Source organism: Kitasatospora sp. MBT63 (assembly GCF_000710465.2).
GTDB lineage: Bacteria > Actinomycetota > Actinomycetes > Streptomycetales > Streptomycetaceae > Kitasatospora.
This window is the reverse complement of sequence record NZ_JAIZ01000375.1, coordinates 1-16,710: the sequence shown is the minus strand read 5'-3', so window position 1 is coordinate 16,710 and position 16,710 is coordinate 1. Positions and strand designations below refer to the sequence as shown.

Here is a 16,710-nt window from a genome sequence, read left to right as displayed (position 1 = left end):
GCCCGGCACATCGACGTCGGTCAGCGCCCGGAGGAGGGGCACGTGGTGCTCGCCGACCTCGAGGGCAACGAGTTCTGCGTCATCGCGCCGGGCAACAAGTTCCTCGCCGGCTGCGGCTTCCTCGGGGCGCTCGCCTGCGACGGATCGCAGGAGGTCGGGTACTTCTGGAACCGGGCGCTCGGTTGGCCGCTGGTCTGGGACCAGGAGCAGGAGACCGCGATCCGCTCGCCGCTCGGCGGCCCGAAGCTCACCTGGGGCGGCCCGCCCCTGATGCCGAAGGCCGGGCGCAGCCGCCTGCACTTCGACCTCGTCACACCCGCCGGCGGTGACCCGCAGGCGGAGGTCGACCGCCTCACCGGCCTCGGAGCGATCCTGCTCGACGACGGTACGGGCGCTGGCAGCACGGGCGACGGCGCTACGGGCGACGGCTGTACGGGCCGGGTCGGCAGGGTGGCGATGGCCGATCCCGACGGCCGAGAGTTCTGCCTGCTGACCTCCCGCTGATGCCGGCGGGCCGGTGCCGCACGGGAATTCGTGCGGCACCGGCCCGGTCGGGGCGGGATCAGACGTTCTTGAGGTAACCGCTCTTGAAGCCGTAGGCGTTGGCGGTGACGTGGTGGCGCTTGTCGATCTCGACGCCGAAGCCCCGGTAGATGATCGACCCCTCCCAGATCACCTCGCCGTTGGCCTCGCCGCCGTACAGCGACGCCTTGGGGACGCTGTGGCTGATGGAGACCGCGGCGTTGAAGTTCCGCTTGGCGCAGTCGGCGTGGTCGACCTTGGTGATCTTCGATCCGTTGGTGTAGTAGTCCACCCACAGGCTGAACTTGGTGACGGTGACACCGAAGATCTTCTGCTTCACCGTGTAGGTGGTCTCCCACCATCCCTTGCTCAGCTTGCCGCCGGCCGCGACCGCGTCGCCGGCGTCCGGGTCCGGCGTGAACTTGGCGTCGCTGTCGGTCTCGATCTGGACGTCGCCGCCCTTGAGGTTCACCAGCTGGTGGACGGTGGTGCCGGGCGCGGGGGCGTCGGCGGCCTCCTCCAGCAGGGCCTTCAGGTTGTCGGGGTCCTCGGTGTAGTCGAGGTACTTGACCTGCTGGTCGTGGGAGAGCGCGTCGAACTGCTGGAGCGTCTCGGCGGCGCCGGGCTCGGTGCTGCTCCTGAGGCTGTTCTGGTAGGCCCCGATGCGCAGGCCGTCCTTCGAGATGATCGACGCGTTGGCGGTTCCGGTGCCCAGCAGGGCGGCGGTGGCCAGTCCGGCGACGACGGTGGTGGCGATGCGACGGGTCATGGGCGTGGACATGGTGTGAACGAATCCCCCTTGTGCGAATGCCTTGTGATGATCAGTCAAGCAGTGTGCGAGGGTCGCGTGCCTCAAGAGAAGCTCAGACTTTTGATCAATCCTCGACAACGCCGGAGCGGCACCGGCGGCCGGGTCGAAACGGATCGGCTCAACGAGTGGCGTTCCCGGGCCCCGACCGGCGCGCTGCGTCCACCGCTCCGACCGGCCCGCTATCTCTGGTAGGTCACCTGACACAACGGAGGGCCGGACACCATGGCTGCGAGACGGAAGTTCCCGCCGGCCGGGGCAACGGCCGACGGGAGCGGCCCCGAACAGCCGGGTACGGCGCCGCATCCCGCCCCTCGAACGGCATGACGCCGGCCGAGCAGGCGCGCCCGCGCGGGCTGCCGCCGGGGCGGCGGGCCGCCGTGACGCGCTGCCTGCTGGTGCTCGCCGCGGGCGCCGCGAACGCGTTCGGATTCCTCGCCCTGGGTGGCGTGTTCACCAGCGTGGTCACCGCGAACTCCGCCCTGCTGGGCGTATACGTGGGCACCGCGCACTTCGGCGCGGCCCGCCCGGTCGGCGCGACGCTGCTGGGTTACGTCTTCGGGGCCGCCGTGGGCACCCTGCTGGCCGCCGGCCGGGGCCGCCTCCCCGGTTCCGGAAGGCGGGGGCTGCTCCTCGAAACCGCGCTGCTCTGGCTCGTGGTCGCGGGCTGGCTGGATTCGGACGGCGCCCCCGACGCCGCCCGCCGCACGACGCTGCTGGTCCTCACGGCGGCGGCGATGGGCAGCCAGAACGCCGGCGCCCGCGCCACCGCAGGCGGCGGCTCCCCGACCGCCTTCCTGACCGGCCTGCTCACCTCGACCATCGCCGAGTTCGTCGGCCGGGGGCGCCTCCTGGCGGGCAACCTCGCCGTGGTCGGCCAGTTCATCACCGGCGCGGCGGCCGCCGGCGCGGCCTTCCGCTGGCTCCACCCGGCCGCACCCGTGCTGCCCGCCCTCCTGGTGTCGGCCGCCCTGCTGTCCTTCGACCCCACCGACAGCCGCCTCCCCCGGACACCCGCCCCACCACCCAAGGCACCGCCCGCGGCGTAACCGCCCGACCACGCCCATGGATCGGGCACGGTCCTGGCCCCGCCGGGGCCCGGGCCGCGGCGCGGCAGGGCGGGCGGGTCCGGTCAGGCCGGGGTCTGCGCGGGCTCCGGCCCGGTCGCGGCGGCCGGCGTGGCGGGCTCCTTGAGGCGCTTGCCGAGCAGGACGAACAGCAGGATCAGCCCGACGGTGAGCAGGATGTGCCCCAGGCCGGCGATCAGCGGTACGGCCTCGGGGACGGGGTCGGCGAGCACGGTCTCGGTGCCGTGCACGAACATCATCGCGACGCTGACCGAGATGCCCGCGTTGTAGAACCAGAAGAAGGAGGTGAACAGCTTCGTGCCGGAGAGCTGGAACTGCTTGTCCAGCGCCAGGACGATCAGGAAGCCCAGCATCCCGAGCGCGAGCAGGTGGGTGTGCATGAGGGCCAGCTGGGTGTCGCCGGTGAAGTCGTGGGCCTTGGTGAACTCCCGGTAGTACAGCCCCGATACGACTCCCAGGATCATGTAGACGTGCGCCGCGTAGTACGACTTCCGCATCCCCGGTGCCTGCTTTCATCTGATCAACTGTCAATCCGATGGGGGACATTGAAGCACCTCGCTGCCCGACCCCGAAGGCCGGCGACGACGGCAAGCAACGAAGGCAGTCGACGACGGCGGTCGACGAATCCGGTCAGCCGGTCGTGAAGACGAAGGCGTCGTCGTTGTAGTAGTTGGGCTGGTGGACGATGGGCGATCCGGCCGGCGGCGGCGCACTCCCCGACCATTCCTTCGGGCCGAGCAGGTGCGAGCCGTAGTCGCTGCCGGCGACCTGCGGGGCGAACCACAGCCGGAAGGTGGTCGGCGTCCTGTCCACGGCGAACCGCCAAAGCTGCTCCGGGTACTGCCCGGCCGGCCGGCAGGGCCGCAGCGCCACCGCCACCACATTGCCCGACCCGCTGGTGCCGTCGAGGCACAACCCATCCTCGGCGTTGCGGAGTTGGTAGAGGTCGTTGCCCACGGCCAGACGCTGCCAGGCCTGTGACCGGTCACCGGTGCAGGGCAGCAGGGCGAGCGCCGTAGCGGTGTCGCCCACGCTGCCCACGCAGAGGCCGCCCGCTACGTCGATGAGGCGGAACGCCCCCGGCAGCGGCCCCGGCGACGGTGCGCCCCCACCCGACGTACCGGCCGATGTCCCCGCCGACGTACCCGCCGACGCGCTGCGCGAAGCGGCCGTCGGGCCGGGGCCGGTCGCCGCGGTCGGGGCATCGTCCGAGGCGGCGGCGTCGGCCGACGGCGGGGTGCTCGGGGACGGGGTGGCGGTCGGCACCGTCGACACCGACGGGCTCACCGGTGCGACGGGCGAAGCGGGCCCGGCCGGAGCGGGAGAGGCGGCCACCCGGTCCGGCACGTCGTCCGATGCCGTGGACGCGGCGACGATCCCCGCGAGCGCGGCCACCACGAGGACGACACCGACCGCCGTACGGGACGGCACGGGCGACCGGCGGGCGGCGACGGCCGCCGGAGGGCCGGCGAGGTCCGCAGGCAGGGGAAGGACGGTGGTCACCGTCGCGTCCGGCCCCTCCGCGGTCCCCACCACGGCCACCGCCCCCGCCTCCGAGCCGGCCGACGGGCCGTCGGTGCACAGCAGCAGCCCCTGCCGGAGCGGGTCGCGGTCCCAGTCGCGGATGGCTGCGAGCTCGGTCCGGGCGTCGGCACAGGCGGCGCACCCGTACAGGTGGTGCGCGAGGCCGTCGTCCGCGGCGATGACGTCCCGCCGCACGGCGTCGCCCAGCCTGGCGACCAGTTGGCGGCAGGTCCGCGAGGAGGCCCGCGACACGTACACCTGCTGGTACGCGTCGAAGAGCGCCTCACGCGCGGGCGGCGGGGCCGGGGCCGGGGCGGCCTCCAGCCCGTCCGCCGGCCGGTCCCCCTCACGCTCGGCGGCCGGCTCCAGGTACCGCCACAGCTCGGCCTGCCACGGCTCCCACAGCTCCCGGAACGCCCGCAGCAGTGTCGACGCCTCCTCGGCCGCGGCCAGCGCGTCCGCCGCCGAGCACGCCGGTTCCACCCGCGGCAGCGACCGCAGCCAGGCCGCGAACCCGGCCGACAGGGCGGCCTCCCGCCCGGTGTCGGCCCACTGCGCCGCCTGCCGTCGGGCCGTCTCCACCAGCCGGGGCCGCCAGGCGTGGGACGGACCGCCCCCGGCGGCGACGGCCGCGAGCACCTCGGCGAAGGCCTCGTCCGTGAGCTCCTTGGCGCTGCGGCCGCCACGGCACCACGGCCGGGTCCGGGCGAGGAGCGCGTCCGAGTGCCGGCGGGCGATCTCCTCGGCCGCCGGCAGGTACCGTTCCCCGCCGGCCCGGATGCCGGCGGCGAGATCGGCATCCGTGAGCGTGGCCGTGGCTGGCTGTGCCACCGTTGTCCCTCCAGGAACTCGTCCGAGCTGCTCGGATCGCGCACCGGCCCGCGGACCGGCCGCGTCGCGGCGGCCGGCACGGTGACCGTCTGTCACCCAAGGAGATCCACCGGGCCGGCCGGGATAACGGAAAGCCCGGACCTGTCCGAGTGGTGGACGGCCGCCTGCGACGCACACGCGACCGACCACCCGAGGCGCGGCACCGGCCGGCGGCGCGCGTACCTGCCTAGGATGCGCGCATGCCCGCCTACGCTCTGGCCGTCGCGTTCCTCGTGGTCTTCGCCGTCGGGGTGCGCCGCGACCGGCGGCGGTTCGGCAACGCCGTCCTGCTCGGGCTGTCCGTGCTCTTCCTGGCCGCGGGGGTACTGGGCGAACTGGCCCGGCTCCCGGCCGTCGTGGTGGACAGCGCCTCGGCGGCGATCCCGGCAGCGGCGGGGCTCGGCCTGCTCGCGGTGGCGCTCTTCCTGCTCGCCAACGGCGTCACCATGCTCCGGACCGAGGGCGGCCGGCTCGCCAACCTGCTGCCGCTGCTGCTCGGCCTGACCCTGCTCGCGCTGCTCGCCCTGCTGCTCGCCGCCGTGCACATCGACTCCCCGGCGCTGCGCGCCGTCGCGGGCGGCACCCTGCTGGTCGCCGGGTACTTCGGGTTCCTGTTCGTCTGCTTCCTCGGCTACGCCTTCCTGTACGGGCGCCTCACCACCCGCCGGGACGTCGACTTCGTGGTCGTCCTGGGCGCCGGGCTGACCGACGGGGACCAGGTACCGCCGCTGCTGGCGGGACGGCTGGAGCGGGCCTGGGGGCTGTACCAGGTGCAGGCGGCCCGGGGCCGGCCGCCGGCCGTGCTGGTCTCCGGTGGCAAGGGTGACGACGAGCGGGTGCCGGAGTCGCAGGCGATGGCCGACCACCTGACCGCGCTGGGGTGCCCGGAGGGCCGGATCGCCCAGGAGGACCGGTCGGTCAGCACGGAGGAGAACCTCCGGTTCAGCCGCGTGGTGATGGAGCGGCAGCACGGTCCCGGCTACCGCTGCGTGGTGGTCACCAGCACCTTCCACGTGCTGCGCTCCGCCGTGCTGGCGCGGCGGGCCGGCCTGCCCGGCCAGGTGCTCGGGGCGCACACCGCGCCGTACTACTGGCCGAGCGCCATCATCCGTGAGTTCGTCGCCGTCCTCGCCCTCTACCCGACCGCCAACGCGGCGGCGGTGGCCGTGCTCGGAGTGGTCGGCGCCGTGGTCGGCCGGATCGCCTGACGACGGGGCCGGCCCCCGACGGGCGAGCGGTTCGTTCACGACCGCCGGGTGGTGCCCGGCCGGGACTTCGGGCACGACGGCACGAGCCTCCACTCCCGCGCCGGGCCGCTTCGCGCCCACCCGCCGCTACGACCCCGTGGCCGCCCTGCTGAGCGAACGTCCGTGGCGCGGCCTGCTGACGATGCAGGTGGCTCCCCGGTCCGGGGACGTGGTCGTCGACGTGGGCTGCGGCACGGGTTCGCAGGCGCTGCTGCTCCACCGGGTCGAGCCGGGGGCGTGGGTGATCGGCGTCGATCCGGATCCGGCGGTCCTGGCGCCGGGCGCGCGGTCGGCGAGGTGGGGTGCGCCGCGTGCGGCGTCGCTCGTCATCCGGTCGATCATGCCGTCGTCGGGCGGCCCGGTCCACCCTTTCGGATCAGGTCAAGAAGTGCACCGATTGGGTTCCGTGTGCGGTCATTTGACGAAGAGTCATTACGGATTCCGAACCATTGACATGGCTCACCGGCGTTGCGAGAGTTCTCCTCGTCCGGAGCGTGCCGGTGCGTCACTGCCGGTCAGCGGTCCGGCGCCGCACCCGAGCCCTGGTGGAGAACCGAACCCGGATGAGCCCCGACACCGATGTGACGCGCCGGCCCAGTGCCGGGCCGCCGCGCGCCCGTGGTCTCACCCGGCGGGTCGGTCCGTAGGGCCGGTGTTGTCGCGCGACCGGCCGGGGGGTGGTCGTCGCGGAGTTCCGTGGACCGGGCGTCGGGCTCGCCGACCGGCCGTCGACCGCTTCTCTGTGAGGATCGCAATGAGCATACCCACGATGCGTGAACCCGCCGGTCCGGCGCAGCGGCCCGGCCCGCTGCGCCGGATGTGCTGGATCTTCCCCGACCGGGAGTCGACCCGGGCGACGGCGATGTGGCAGGACTTCTTCTGGGACCTGTACGCGGAGGTCGCCGAGGAGTCGGGGATGTCCTGGACCCGGCACGCGCCCGACGCGGTCACGGTGGATGCCACGGACCCTGCCCGCCCGCGGGTCTACGTGGACGGCGAGCAGGTCTCCCCGGACGACACGCTGTTCGTCACGGCGCTGTACTCGCTGCCGTACCAGGCGATGGACATCTTCAACCAGTACGAGCTGTACGCCGTGCTCGAACAGGCCGGTTTCTACCTGCCGTTCCCCCCACAGGTCTCGCTGGTCGGCAACGACAAGCTGGCCACCATGCTGGCCCTGGCCGGCTCCCCGGTGCCGCCGATCCCCACGGTCCGGATCGGCACCGGCCGCGACGTCGGCAAGCACCTGTACGAGGCGGCGCTGGCGAACATGACGTACCCGGCGATCGTGAAGCCGTCGGGGTGGTGCGGTGGCGGCGGGATCAACCTGGCGCGCAGCCGGGAGGACATCCGGGGGCTGGCCAGTCTGGCGCAGGGCGGCGACACCACGCTGGTGGTCCAGCCGTACCTGGGGGACGGCACGGTCGACTACCGGGTGTACGTGGTGGACGGCAAGCCGTACGCGGTGATGAAGCGGATCCCGCTGCCCGGCTCGCCGGTGGCCAACGCCAGCCGTGGCGGGATCATGGAGTTCCCGCCGGTGCCGGCGGAACTGGCCGCGGCGACGGCGTACTTCGCCGAGCGACTACCGATCCCGTTCTTCTGCGTCGACTTCCTGTTCGACGGCGAGCGGTACTGGTTCTCCGAGCTGGAGCCGGACGGGGTGATCGCCCCGGACTACGACGACCCCGGCCGTACCCTGCAGCGCGACATCACCCGGGCGCGGTTCGCCGCCTACCGGGACGCCCACGCGAAGTGGCTGGCCAACGGCTCGGCCGGCACCGCGGCCACCCTCACCCCAGGAACGGAGTCGAGATGACGGACCAGTTCTCGCTGCCGCCGCAGGCGGCCGGACCGCAGCTGGGCGTCGCCCGGCGCAACCTCGAACTGCTGAGGACCGTACCGGAGTTGGCGCAGCGCTACGAAGGCCTGGACGGGCCGCTGACGCTCGACGGGCTCGCGGCGCTCCCGCCGCTGGCCAAGGACGACCTCAACGTCGCGCTGGCGCACCTGGAACCCCGGGCCGCGACCGGTGCCACCTGGCTGTTCCAGAGCGGCGGCAGCACCGGCGCGCCGAAGGTCGGCTACGCGCCGACCGGGTTCTACATGGCCGGGGTGTACGCGCACTGGCAGCCGCTGGAGCGCACGGACGTGTTCGTCAACGCCTGGGGCGCGGGCCGGATGTGGGGCGCGCACTTCCTGGCGGCGGGACTGGCCGACCGGTCCGGCTGCCAGGTCATCGCGCTGGGCTCGGTCACCGCCGACGAGTACGAGGACTGGCTGGCGTTCTTCGCCGCCCGCTCGGTGACCGCGATCGGCGGGACGCCCAGCGTGCTGCGGCTGTGGTTCGCCCGGGCGCGGGCCGCCGGGCTGGAACTGCCCGCGCTGCGCAAGGTGCTGTGGCTCGGCGAGGCGTGGCAGCCGCAGCTGGAGCAGGACATGGCGGTGGTCGCGCCGCACGCGCGCCGCTGGGGCATGTTCGGCTCCACCGAGACCTGGGTGGTCGGCACCAACACGCCCGACTGCCCGGCCGACACCTTCCACCCGCTGCCCGAGCAGCTGGTGCACGTCGGCGAGGGCGACCTGCTGGACTTCACCACGCTCAACCCCGACATGCTCAACCCTGTGCTGCGTTACCGGACCGGCGACGCGGGCGAGTTGACGTCCTGTCCGTGCGGCCGGGCGGGTGCCGCGATGCGGGTGCTCGGGCGGCGCGACAGTGTGGTGCAGGTCCGCGGTCTCGGGCTGCACGTGAACGAGCTCATCGCGCGGGTGGAGCGGGAGCCCGGGGTGTCCCGGGCGCAGGTCCTGATCACCGAGGCCAAGGGGCGGGCGAGCGGTGTGGACGTCCTGCTGCTCACCGGCCAGGGTGCGGCGGTGGACCTCGACGGTCTGCGCCGGGAGCTGCTGTCCGCGACGTTCACCCTCAGTACCGCCTTCCTGCACGACCCGGAGTCCTTCCGGGTGCTCGCGGTGGACGCGCTGGTCAGCAACGACCGGACCGGGAAGACGGCCGACTTCGTGGTCAGGGAGGGGTCGTGAAGCTGCGCCGGCCGGCCTCCCTGGGCCGCGGGTTCAACCTGTTCTGGGCGGGCCAGACGGTGAGTACGGTCGGCGACCGGGTCACCGTGTTCGTGGTGCCGACCCTGATGATCTTCGCCCTGCACGCCAGCGCCCTCCAGGTCGGCGTGGTGGCGATGGCGCAGTACCTGGGCATTCCGCTGCTCGGCCCGGTCGCCGGGGTGCTGGTCGACCGCTGGGACAAGCGGCGCACGATGCTGACCTGCGACCTGGTGCGGCTGGCGGCGGTGGCGCTGATCCCGCTGGCGTACTGGCAGGACGCGCTCTCCACGCCGCTGCTGTTCGGCTGCGTGGCGGTGATCAGCGGCGCCACCATCTTCTTCAACGTCGGGTATCTGGTCGCCGTCCCCGCCGTGGTGGAGGAGGACCAACTGGTCAGCGCCTACTCGCGGTTGGAGGGCAGCGGCTCGGTGTCGGAGGTGGCCGGGCCGTCGATCGCGGCCGCCCTCTACAGCGTGCTCGGCGCGGCGGCGCTGCTGGTGGACGCGGCCAGCTACCTGGTCTCGGCGGTGTGCTTCCGCTCCATGCGGCCTTGGGGCGAGCGGACGGTCGTCGAGGGCACGGTGTGGGAGCGGCTGACCGCGGGTTTCCGGCTGAACTGGGCCGATCCGGTGCTGCGGCGGGTGGTGGTGGCCGCGGTGACGCTCAACTCCGGCGGTCCGGTCTTCGTCACGGTGCTGCCGATCCTCGCGTACCGGGGCCTCGGGGTGTCGGCGGGGGTGTTCGGTGCGGCCATGTCGGTGGCGGCGGCGGGCGCCCTGGTCGGCGCGCTGGTCGCGCCGCGGATCAGCGGGCGCCTGGGCACCGGGCGGACCATGGCCTGGGCGCTGCTGCTGCACTGCCTGGTCGGGCTCGGCGTGCTGGCGGCGCCCGCGCTGCCCGCCGGGCCGGTGATCGCGGTGACGATGGGCTGCTACGGCTTCTTCATGTCCTGCATCAATGTGTGCAGCGCGCCGATCCGGCAGTCCCGGATGTCGGCCCGCCACCAGGGGGTGATGCACGCGGCGTTCCGGACCGTGACCTGGGGGGTGATCCCGCTGGCGGCGCTGGTCGGCGGTGTGGGGGTGGCCCTGCTGACCGGGCCGCTCGGGGTGCTGGACGCGGCGCGGGTGGTGATGGCCGGCGGCACCCTGCTGGCGGCGTTCTCCTTCCTGCCCGCCGCCGGGCTCCAGCCGCTGCTGGACGCGGCCGGACGGGAGCGGGCCGCCGGGGCGGACGTCACCGCCGCCGGGCCGGGCAGCGAGCCGACCCTGACGGAGACAGCGTCATGACGGCTGACCCCGGCAGGACGGTCCTGGTGACCGGGACCTCGTCCGGCATCGGGCTGGCCACCGCCGTCCGCGCGGCACGCGCCGGGTTCACCACGGTGGCGACCGTGCGGGATCCGGGCCGGGCGGACGCGCTGCTCGCCGCCGCCGACCGGGCGGGCGTGACGCTGGACGTGCGCCGGCTGGACGTCACGGACGCCGACTCGGTGACGGAGTGCGTGGCGGGCGTCGAGCGGGCGTACGGGCGGCTGGACGCGGTGGTGAACAACGCCGGCGTCTCCAACTCCGACCCCACCATGGAGATGTCGACGATGGCGGCGCTGCGCGCCAACCTGGAGGTGAACTTCTTCGGTGTGGTCGCGGTCAGCCGGGCCGCGATGCCGCTGCTGCGGGCCGCCCGGGGACGGCTGGTGACCATCGGCAGTGTGCACGGGGTCGTCGGCCAGCCGTTCAACGAGGCTTACTGCGCGGCGAAGTTCGCCGTCGAGGGGTTCATGGAGAGCCTGGCCCCGGTCGCCGGGGCGCACGGCGTGACGGTGTCGCTGGTGGTGCCGGGCTTCGTACCGGACACCGAGTTCGGGGTGTTCCCCGACATCAACCGGGCGACCATCCAGGCCGCCTCGGGCCCGTACGCCGACACCTTCGCCGACTATCTCGCCTGGGTGGGCGGCCAGGGCTGGGAGGCGGCGGGGCAGCCGGCGGCGGAGGTCGCCGGGGTCGTGGTGCGGACCCTGCTCGCGGAGCGGCCCGGTTTCCGGGTCCCCGCCAACGGGTGGGCGGCCGAGTACCTGGACCACAAGCTGGCCGACCGCGACGGCTCGGCCGTACAGACGCTCGCCCGTACCTGGATCGGACGACCCGACCCCGACCGGCTGGACTCCCCCGGCACCGACGGCAGATAAGGAGAGGCAGTGCCCGCGAAACCGCTTCAGGAGCTGGTCGACCATGCCCGCACCCACTCGCCGTTCTACGCCCGGGTGTACCGCGACGTACCCCGGACCGTCTCGCACCTCACCGAACTGCCCATCATCGACCAGGCCGAGTTCTGGGCCGCCAACCGGTGGCCGGACAACCAGGTCCTGACCGCGCCGCTGACCGACGCGGGCGTCTACAAGACCGGCGGGACCACCGGTGCGCCGAAGCTCTCGCCCTGGTCGCGCACCGAACACGCCGACTCGGTGACCGCGTTCGGCGCGGGCCTGGTCCAGGCCGGGCTGAAGCCGGGCCACCGGGTGGCCAACCTGTTCTGCGCCGGCGAGCTGTACGGCGGGTTCCTGTACGTCGAGAACGCGCTGCACCACGCGCCGGTCGACAACGTCCGGCTGCCGGTCGGCGGCGCCGCCTCCGACGACTACATCGCCGACCTGATCGCGAGCTTCGGCGTCCACGTGCTGGCGGGCGAGCCGATGAAGCTCAGCTCGGTGGCGGAGTGCCTGGTGCGGCGCGGTGAGAGCGCCGACTCGGTGGAGTTGCTGCTGTTCGGCGGCGACCTGCTCTTCGCCGACCTGCGGCCGATCCTGTCCCGGGCCTTCCCCAAGGCGGCGGTCTCGTCGCTGGGTTACGCCTCGGTGGACGCGGGGCTGGTCGCCGCGCCCGTCCCCGGGGACGACGTCCGGGTGCACGAGGCGTTCCCCCACCGCACCATGGTGGAGATCGTCGACGATGTGACCGGTGAGCCCGTCACCACCCCCGGGGTGCCCGGCCGGGTCCTGGTCACCAACCTGTTCCGCACCCTGATGCCGATCATCCGCTACCCCGCCGGGGACCGCGCGGAGTGGCTCGACACCGAGTGCCGCCGCTTCCGGCTGCTCGGCCGCTCGGTCGAGGGCGCCCGGGTCGGCACCGTCGCGATGCCGACCGAGGACATCCGTACGGTGCTCATCGAGGCCGATCCGGACCGGTTCATCGCCGGGATGCAGATGGTGCAGCGGCGCTGGGACGGCCGCGACGGCCTGATCCTGCGCCTCGGGTACACCGAGCAGCCGCCCGCCGACCTGAGCGGCAGGCTGATCGAGGCGGTGTACACGGCCCGGCCGCTCTACCCGGCCGAGGTGGCGTCGGGCGCCATCCACCACCTCCAGGTCGAGTGGGTCCCGCGGTCGGAGCTGGTCACCAACCCACGCACCGGCAAGCTCCAGCAGGTCCTGGACGAACGCCCCCCGGCCTGACGGCGCCCCGGATCAGCTGGCGGAGCTGCTCCGCTGATCCGGGTCCGGTGGGTGGTCGGCGGCGACCAGGTCGGCGGCGCGGGTGGGGTCGTCGGCGGCCCGGCGCAGGAGCGCTTCGAGGTCGTAGGTCGGGGTTTCGGGGGCGGACCCGAGGGTGAGTTCCAGGCCGGGGTCGAAGCGCGGTGCCCGGAGCGCGGCGCGCAGGTCGGGGCGGAGCCGGTCGAGTGTGCACAGCAGGTCCCAGGCGGCGGCGTCCAGCCGGGCGCGGCGCACCGGGTCGCAGGCGTTCACTGCGTCGTCGACCCCGGTGCCGTCGGCGTCGTACGTCTGCAGCGCGGGCAGCAGTTCGGGGGCGCCCAGCACGGCGGCCGCGTGGAAGGTCAGGGTGTGGGCGCCGTCGGGATGGCCGAGCAGTTCCAGCAGGAGCGGAACGGCGCGCGGGTCGTGCCTGCGGGCGAGGCCGTGGATGCCCTCCTCGCGGGCGTCCGGGTCCTCGTCACGGGTGCGTTCCCACAGGGCGGCCCGGATCGCCGGGCTGTCGGTCTCGAGCTGGAGGCCGAGGCTGAAGGTCGCCCAGTTGCGCACCTGCGGGTCCGGGTCGCGGGTCAGTGTGATGAGCGCGGCGGTGTCGGGGCCGTCCGGCAGGCCGGTGGCGACCCCGGGGAAGGCGGCGGCGACCTGTTCCCGCACCCCGGCGTCGGGATGACCGGCCAGGGTGACCAGGACGGGGACGGCGCGCCGGTCCGCCGTCCCGCCGAGTGCGCGGGCCAGCGCGGCGAGGACCCCGCTCCCGCTCTCCCGCCGCGCCAGGCCGATCAGGGCGGTCGCCGTCTCGGCGCGGAGCTCCTCGTGCCGGTCGCCCGCGTGGCCGAGCAGGGCGCAGCCCGCCTCCCGGTCGACGGGGTCGGGCGAGCGGATCAGTTCCCGGCCGAGCGTCAGGGATCCGGGTCCGTCGGCGGCGGCCTGCCGCAGCAGCGACCGGTATGCGTCCTGGTCCGGGTCCGGGTCCGAAGGGTCGGCGGCGTGCGCGAGCGCCAGCGCCCGGGCGACCGGCTCCGCGGCCGGGGTGGTGTCCATCGGTGCAGTCTCCCCCACCGTCGCGGGGCGCGCACCGGGGTTTTCGCCGGTCAGCCCTGCTCGTCCGGTCAGCCCTTCTCCTCGTCCGGCCGGCCGTAGCGGCCGGCCGCGACCTTCAGCGGGATCAGGGCGAGCCAGGGCCACTTGGTCGCGGAGGTGAAGGTGTAGGAGATGACGACGACGGCGGTCAGGACCACGATCGTTCCCACGAGTTCGACGACGAGCGCGCGTACGACGTGGCGGGGCAGCCCGGTGCGCAGGATGCTCGGGTGTGCCTTCAGGTGCAGCACGATGGCGAGTTGGACGACGTCCACGGCGGCGACGCCGGCCGAGTAGATGGCGACCGACTGCCACTGGTCGCCGTACTCGGACAGCAGGGCGGTCGGGAAGGGGAGCAGCGCGACCAGGCCGAGTTCCAGCAGGGCGAGCCTGGTCAGGGTGGTGTCGGGGCGTCCGACGTACTCGAAGATCTCCCGGTGGCCGCGCCAGAACTCGACGATCACCAGGAAGCTCAGCCCGTACGCCGCCAGCGGCGGCAGGATGTCGTGCAGCGCCTGCCGGTAGTCGTCCGGGGAGAGGCCGGCCGGGATCGCGACGTCGAGCACCAGCAGGGTGGCGGCGATGGCGAAGACGCCGTCGGACAGGGCCAGTAGACGGTCGAGGGCGGGACCGCCGGTCTCGGTGGGCTCTCGCTCCTCGGGTCCGCTCATCCCGCCGAGCGTAGGGACGCCGGGTGGTCCGGCGGTCGGACACGCCGGGCCGCCGGGCCCGCGCCGCCCGTTCGGGCCAGCCGCCCGCCGGGGCCCGGGGCGTTCAGTCCGGGGGGTCGGTGACCTCGGCCCGGTCGCTGTCGCCGTCGGACAGGAACGACGCCAGGGCCTGGCCCTGTTCGGCGACGGCGGTGCGTTCGGCCCGGGCGAGGCGGCGCAGCGGGGTGACGGTGACGGTGCCTGCCCGGGTGGTCCAGGTGGCGCCGACCCGGCCGTCGACCAGGACCACGCGCTCCCCGGCGACGGAGAGGCCGCGGTGGGCGTCGTCGATGATCCGGCGGCGGTCGTGGTAGCCGAGGACCGCGTTGTCGAACGCCGGGAGGAACCGTACGGGGGCGGGGGTGTCGGGGTCGGGGCGCGGTGCGTCGGGGAGGTCGAGCAGTTCCCGGCCGCGCTCGTCGCGGAAGGTGACCAGGTCGCCGCGGATCGCGGCGACCGCGGCGGGCAGTCCGGCCAGGCCGCACCAGGCGCGCAGGTCGGCCGAGGCGGCGGGTCCGAAGGCGGCCAGGTAGCGGCGGACGAGGGCCTGGCCGACGGGGTCGGCGGGGTCCTGGGACGGCGGGTCGATCTCGCGGCCGAGCCAGGCGGCGAGCGGGAGGTTGCGTACTCCGCCCTTGGTCCGCCACAGGCCGCGGGGCGGCAGCTGGGCCATCGGGACGAGGGCGGCGACCAGCATTTCGCCGAGTGGGCGCGGTCCGGGGGCCGGCCAGCGGTCGGCGACGGCCCGGGCGAGTTCGGTCATCGTGCGGGGCCGGTCGTCGGCGAGGACGGCCCGGCCCGCGGCGGCGAGTTCGTCGAGGTCGACCCCGGCGAGTTCACGGCGGTAGGTGCCGAGGACCCGTTGACGCAGCATGGCGTCGTGGCGGGAGCGCCAGGCGAGGGCGTCGGCGGCGGTGAGCAGGTGGACGGTGCGGCGCATCAGGTGGGTGCGGACCACGCGGCGGTCGGTGAGCAGCTCCGAGAGGGCGGCCGGGTCGAAGGTGCGCAGCCGTGACCAGAGCCCGGTGAACGGTTCCTGCGGTTCCTGGGCCTGGAGGCCGCCGAGGTGTGCGACGGCGTCGTGGACCGGCAGGTCGGCGGGTTCGAGCAGCAGTTGCCGGGCGAGCGTCGCGCGGTTGAGGGCCCGGGTGCCGAGGACGGTCATCGGGTCCTCCGGCCGCTGTCGGGTCGGTTCGCCCGGTGTGCCGGCCTCGGTTGTCTCGCGGTCATGGTGCTCGGGGCCTCTCCGGTCACTCTCGTACGGGAACGGGACCACACTCGCACGGGTAGCGGTCAGGTTCTGGCCGCTACCGGGGGCAGGATGGGGTCCATGCCGACGACCTCAGCGCGACTGCTCGCCCTGCTCTCCCTGCTCCAGGCGCGCCGGGACTGGCCGGGGGCGTTGCTGGCGGAGCGGTTGGAGGTCAGCGCGCGGACCGTGCGGCGTGATGTGGACCGGCTGCGCGGGCTCGGCTATCCGATCGCGGCTACCAAGGGTCCGGAGGGCGGGTACCGGCTCGACGCGGGTGCCGAGCTGCCGCCGCTGCTGTTCGACGACGAGCAGGCGGTCGCCCTGGCGGTGGCGCTGCAGCTCGCCGCCGCCTCCGGCGCGGGGATCGGGGAGGCCGCGGCCCGTGCGCTGAACACGGTGCGGCAGGTGATGCCGGCGCGGCTGCGGCACCGCATCGACACGCTCCGGGTGACGGCCGTGGAGCGGCCGGGGGGCCGGTCGGGGACGGAGGTCGACGGCGGTGTGCTGGCGGCGGTGGGCGCCGCCGTCCACGCCCGGGAGGTGCTGCGGTTCGACTACGCCGGCCCGGCGGGCGGTTCCGGTGGGGCGCCGCGCCGGGTGGAGCCGCACCATCTGGTCACCTGGGGAGGGCGGTGGTACCTGGTCGCCTGGGACCTCGACCGCGGGGACTGGCGCACCTTCCGGGCGGACCGGATGGCGCCGCGCACCCCGACCGGGCCGCGTTTCACCCCGCGCGAGGTGCCGGGGGGCGAGGTGGCCGCGTTCGTGGCCGGCCGGTTCCTGGGTGCCGACGGCTCCGGTGCGCTGCCGTGCCGCGGTGAGGTGGTGCTCGGCCTGCCGGCGGCCACGGTGTCCCGGTACGCCGGTGACGGGCTGGTCGAGGAACTCGGCCCGGACCGCTGCCGGCTCACCCTGGGCTCGTGGTCGTGGGCGGGTCTGGCGGCGGCCGTCGGCGCGTTCGACGCGGAGATCGAGGTGGTCGGGCCGCCGGAGCTGCGCCGGGCGTTCGCGCTGCTGGCCCGCCGCTACGCGGCCGCGGCGGCGGGGCCGTCACCG

The 16,710-nt window shown here is 74.2% G+C and carries 15 protein-coding genes; 9 read left to right on the top strand and 6 right to left on the bottom strand.

Going from position 1 to position 16,710, the window contains the following annotated elements; all coding sequences use genetic code 11:
* Positions 1-504 (top strand): VOC family protein (locus AA75_RS44825; RefSeq protein WP_033821891.1); only part of this gene is annotated, 504 nt, incomplete at its 5' end.
* A gap of 58 nt (positions 505-562) precedes the next feature.
* On the opposite strand, the gene AA75_RS22025 is transcribed toward AA75_RS44825, so the two are convergent.
* Positions 563-1,291: a hypothetical protein gene (locus AA75_RS22025; RefSeq protein WP_033821890.1), complete on the bottom strand. Its 729-nt coding sequence runs from the start codon at positions 1,289-1,291 to the stop codon at positions 563-565.
* 362 nt (positions 1,292-1,653) lie between these two features.
* On the opposite strand from AA75_RS22025, the gene AA75_RS22020 reads away from it, so the two are divergent.
* The gene (locus AA75_RS22020; RefSeq protein WP_063794412.1) at positions 1,654-2,379 is read left to right on the top strand and encodes a YoaK family protein; all 726 of its coding nucleotides are present in this window, start codon (positions 1,654-1,656) and stop codon (positions 2,377-2,379) included.
* An 83-nt stretch (positions 2,380-2,462) separates the two neighbouring features.
* On the opposite strand, the gene AA75_RS22015 is transcribed toward AA75_RS22020, so the two are convergent.
* Both AA75_RS22015 and AA75_RS22010 read right to left on the bottom strand, forming a co-directional pair.
* Positions 2,463-2,915 carry a DUF2871 domain-containing protein gene (locus AA75_RS22015; protein WP_033821889.1) on the bottom strand — a complete coding sequence of 151 codons (453 nt, stop codon included), beginning with the start codon at positions 2,913-2,915 and terminating at the stop codon, positions 2,463-2,465.
* 133 nt (positions 2,916-3,048) lie between these two features.
* Positions 3,049-4,773 carry an RICIN domain-containing protein gene (locus AA75_RS22010; RefSeq protein ID WP_033821888.1) on the bottom strand — a complete coding sequence of 575 codons (1,725 nt, stop codon included), beginning with the start codon at positions 4,771-4,773 and terminating at the stop codon, positions 3,049-3,051.
* Between the two features lie 239 nt (positions 4,774-5,012).
* Between AA75_RS22010 and AA75_RS22005 the strand changes: the two genes are divergently transcribed.
* The 6 genes from AA75_RS22005 to AA75_RS21980 all read left to right on the top strand — a co-directional run bounded on the left by AA75_RS22005 (position 5,013) and on the right by AA75_RS21980 (position 12,576).
* Positions 5,013-6,020 (top strand): YdcF family protein, encoded by a 1,008-nt coding sequence (locus AA75_RS22005; RefSeq protein WP_033821887.1) that lies wholly within the window; start codon positions 5,013-5,015, stop codon positions 6,018-6,020.
* Positions 6,021-6,813: 793 nt separating this feature from the next.
* Complete coding sequence (locus AA75_RS49600) at positions 6,814-7,878, top strand: RimK family alpha-L-glutamate ligase (protein ID WP_199520386.1); 1,065 nt, start codon at positions 6,814-6,816, stop codon at positions 7,876-7,878.
* Positions 7,875-9,101: an AMP-binding protein gene (locus tag AA75_RS21995; protein ID WP_051813018.1), complete on the top strand. Its 1,227-nt coding sequence runs from the start codon at positions 7,875-7,877 to the stop codon at positions 9,099-9,101. Before AA75_RS49600 ends, AA75_RS21995 begins: the two co-directional genes overlap by 4 nt.
* Complete coding sequence (locus AA75_RS21990) at positions 9,098-10,411, top strand: MFS transporter (RefSeq protein WP_033821885.1); 1,314 nt, start codon at positions 9,098-9,100, stop codon at positions 10,409-10,411. The genes AA75_RS21995 and AA75_RS21990 overlap by 4 nt, the downstream gene beginning before the upstream one ends.
* Complete coding sequence (locus AA75_RS21985) at positions 10,408-11,310, top strand: SDR family NAD(P)-dependent oxidoreductase (protein WP_051813016.1); 903 nt, start codon at positions 10,408-10,410, stop codon at positions 11,308-11,310. The genes AA75_RS21990 and AA75_RS21985 overlap by 4 nt, the downstream gene beginning before the upstream one ends.
* A 9-nt stretch (positions 11,311-11,319) precedes the next feature.
* Complete coding sequence (locus AA75_RS21980) at positions 11,320-12,576, top strand: AMP-binding protein (protein ID WP_033821884.1); 1,257 nt, start codon at positions 11,320-11,322, stop codon at positions 12,574-12,576.
* Positions 12,577-12,588: 12 nt separating this feature from the next.
* On the opposite strand, the gene AA75_RS21975 is transcribed toward AA75_RS21980, so the two are convergent.
* The 3 genes from AA75_RS21975 to AA75_RS21965 form a co-directional block, all read right to left on the bottom strand.
* Complete coding sequence (locus tag AA75_RS21975) at positions 12,589-13,653, bottom strand: HEAT repeat domain-containing protein (RefSeq protein WP_051813014.1); 1,065 nt, start codon at positions 13,651-13,653, stop codon at positions 12,589-12,591.
* 68 nt (positions 13,654-13,721) lie between these two features.
* Positions 13,722-14,363, bottom strand: a complete 642-nt coding sequence (locus AA75_RS21970; RefSeq protein ID WP_051813012.1) for a TMEM175 family protein — start codon at positions 14,361-14,363, stop codon at positions 13,722-13,724.
* Positions 14,364-14,466: 103 nt separating this feature from the next.
* Positions 14,467-15,567 (bottom strand): winged helix DNA-binding domain-containing protein, encoded by a 1,101-nt coding sequence (locus AA75_RS21965; protein WP_033821883.1) that lies wholly within the window; start codon positions 15,565-15,567, stop codon positions 14,467-14,469.
* A 165-nt stretch (positions 15,568-15,732) separates the two neighbouring features.
* On the opposite strand from AA75_RS21965, the gene AA75_RS21960 reads away from it, so the two are divergent.
* A partial coding sequence (locus AA75_RS21960) for a YafY family protein (protein ID WP_033821882.1) occupies positions 15,733-16,710 on the top strand: 978 nt, incomplete at its 3' end.

Coding starts and splice junctions, on each gene's coding strand:
- AA75_RS21995 (WP_051813018.1), top strand. CDS start 7,875: ATGACGGACCAGTTCTCGCTGCCGCCGCAGGCGGCCGGACCGCAGCTG.
- AA75_RS21970 (WP_051813012.1), bottom strand. CDS start 14,363: ATGAGCGGACCCGAGGAGCGAGAGCCCACCGAGACCGGCGGTCCCGCC.
- AA75_RS22005 (WP_033821887.1), top strand. CDS start 5,013: ATGCCCGCCTACGCTCTGGCCGTCGCGTTCCTCGTGGTCTTCGCCGTC.
- AA75_RS21975 (WP_051813014.1), bottom strand. CDS start 13,653: ATGGACACCACCCCGGCCGCGGAGCCGGTCGCCCGGGCGCTGGCGCTC.
- AA75_RS21965 (WP_033821883.1), bottom strand. CDS start 15,567: ATGACCGTCCTCGGCACCCGGGCCCTCAACCGCGCGACGCTCGCCCGG.
- AA75_RS49600 (WP_199520386.1), top strand. CDS start 6,814: ATGAGCATACCCACGATGCGTGAACCCGCCGGTCCGGCGCAGCGGCCC.
- AA75_RS21985 (WP_051813016.1), top strand. CDS start 10,408: ATGACGGCTGACCCCGGCAGGACGGTCCTGGTGACCGGGACCTCGTCC.
- AA75_RS22020 (WP_063794412.1), top strand. CDS start 1,654: ATGACGCCGGCCGAGCAGGCGCGCCCGCGCGGGCTGCCGCCGGGGCGG.
- AA75_RS22025 (WP_033821890.1), bottom strand. CDS start 1,291: ATGACCCGTCGCATCGCCACCACCGTCGTCGCCGGACTGGCCACCGCC.
- AA75_RS22015 (WP_033821889.1), bottom strand. CDS start 2,915: ATGCGGAAGTCGTACTACGCGGCGCACGTCTACATGATCCTGGGAGTC.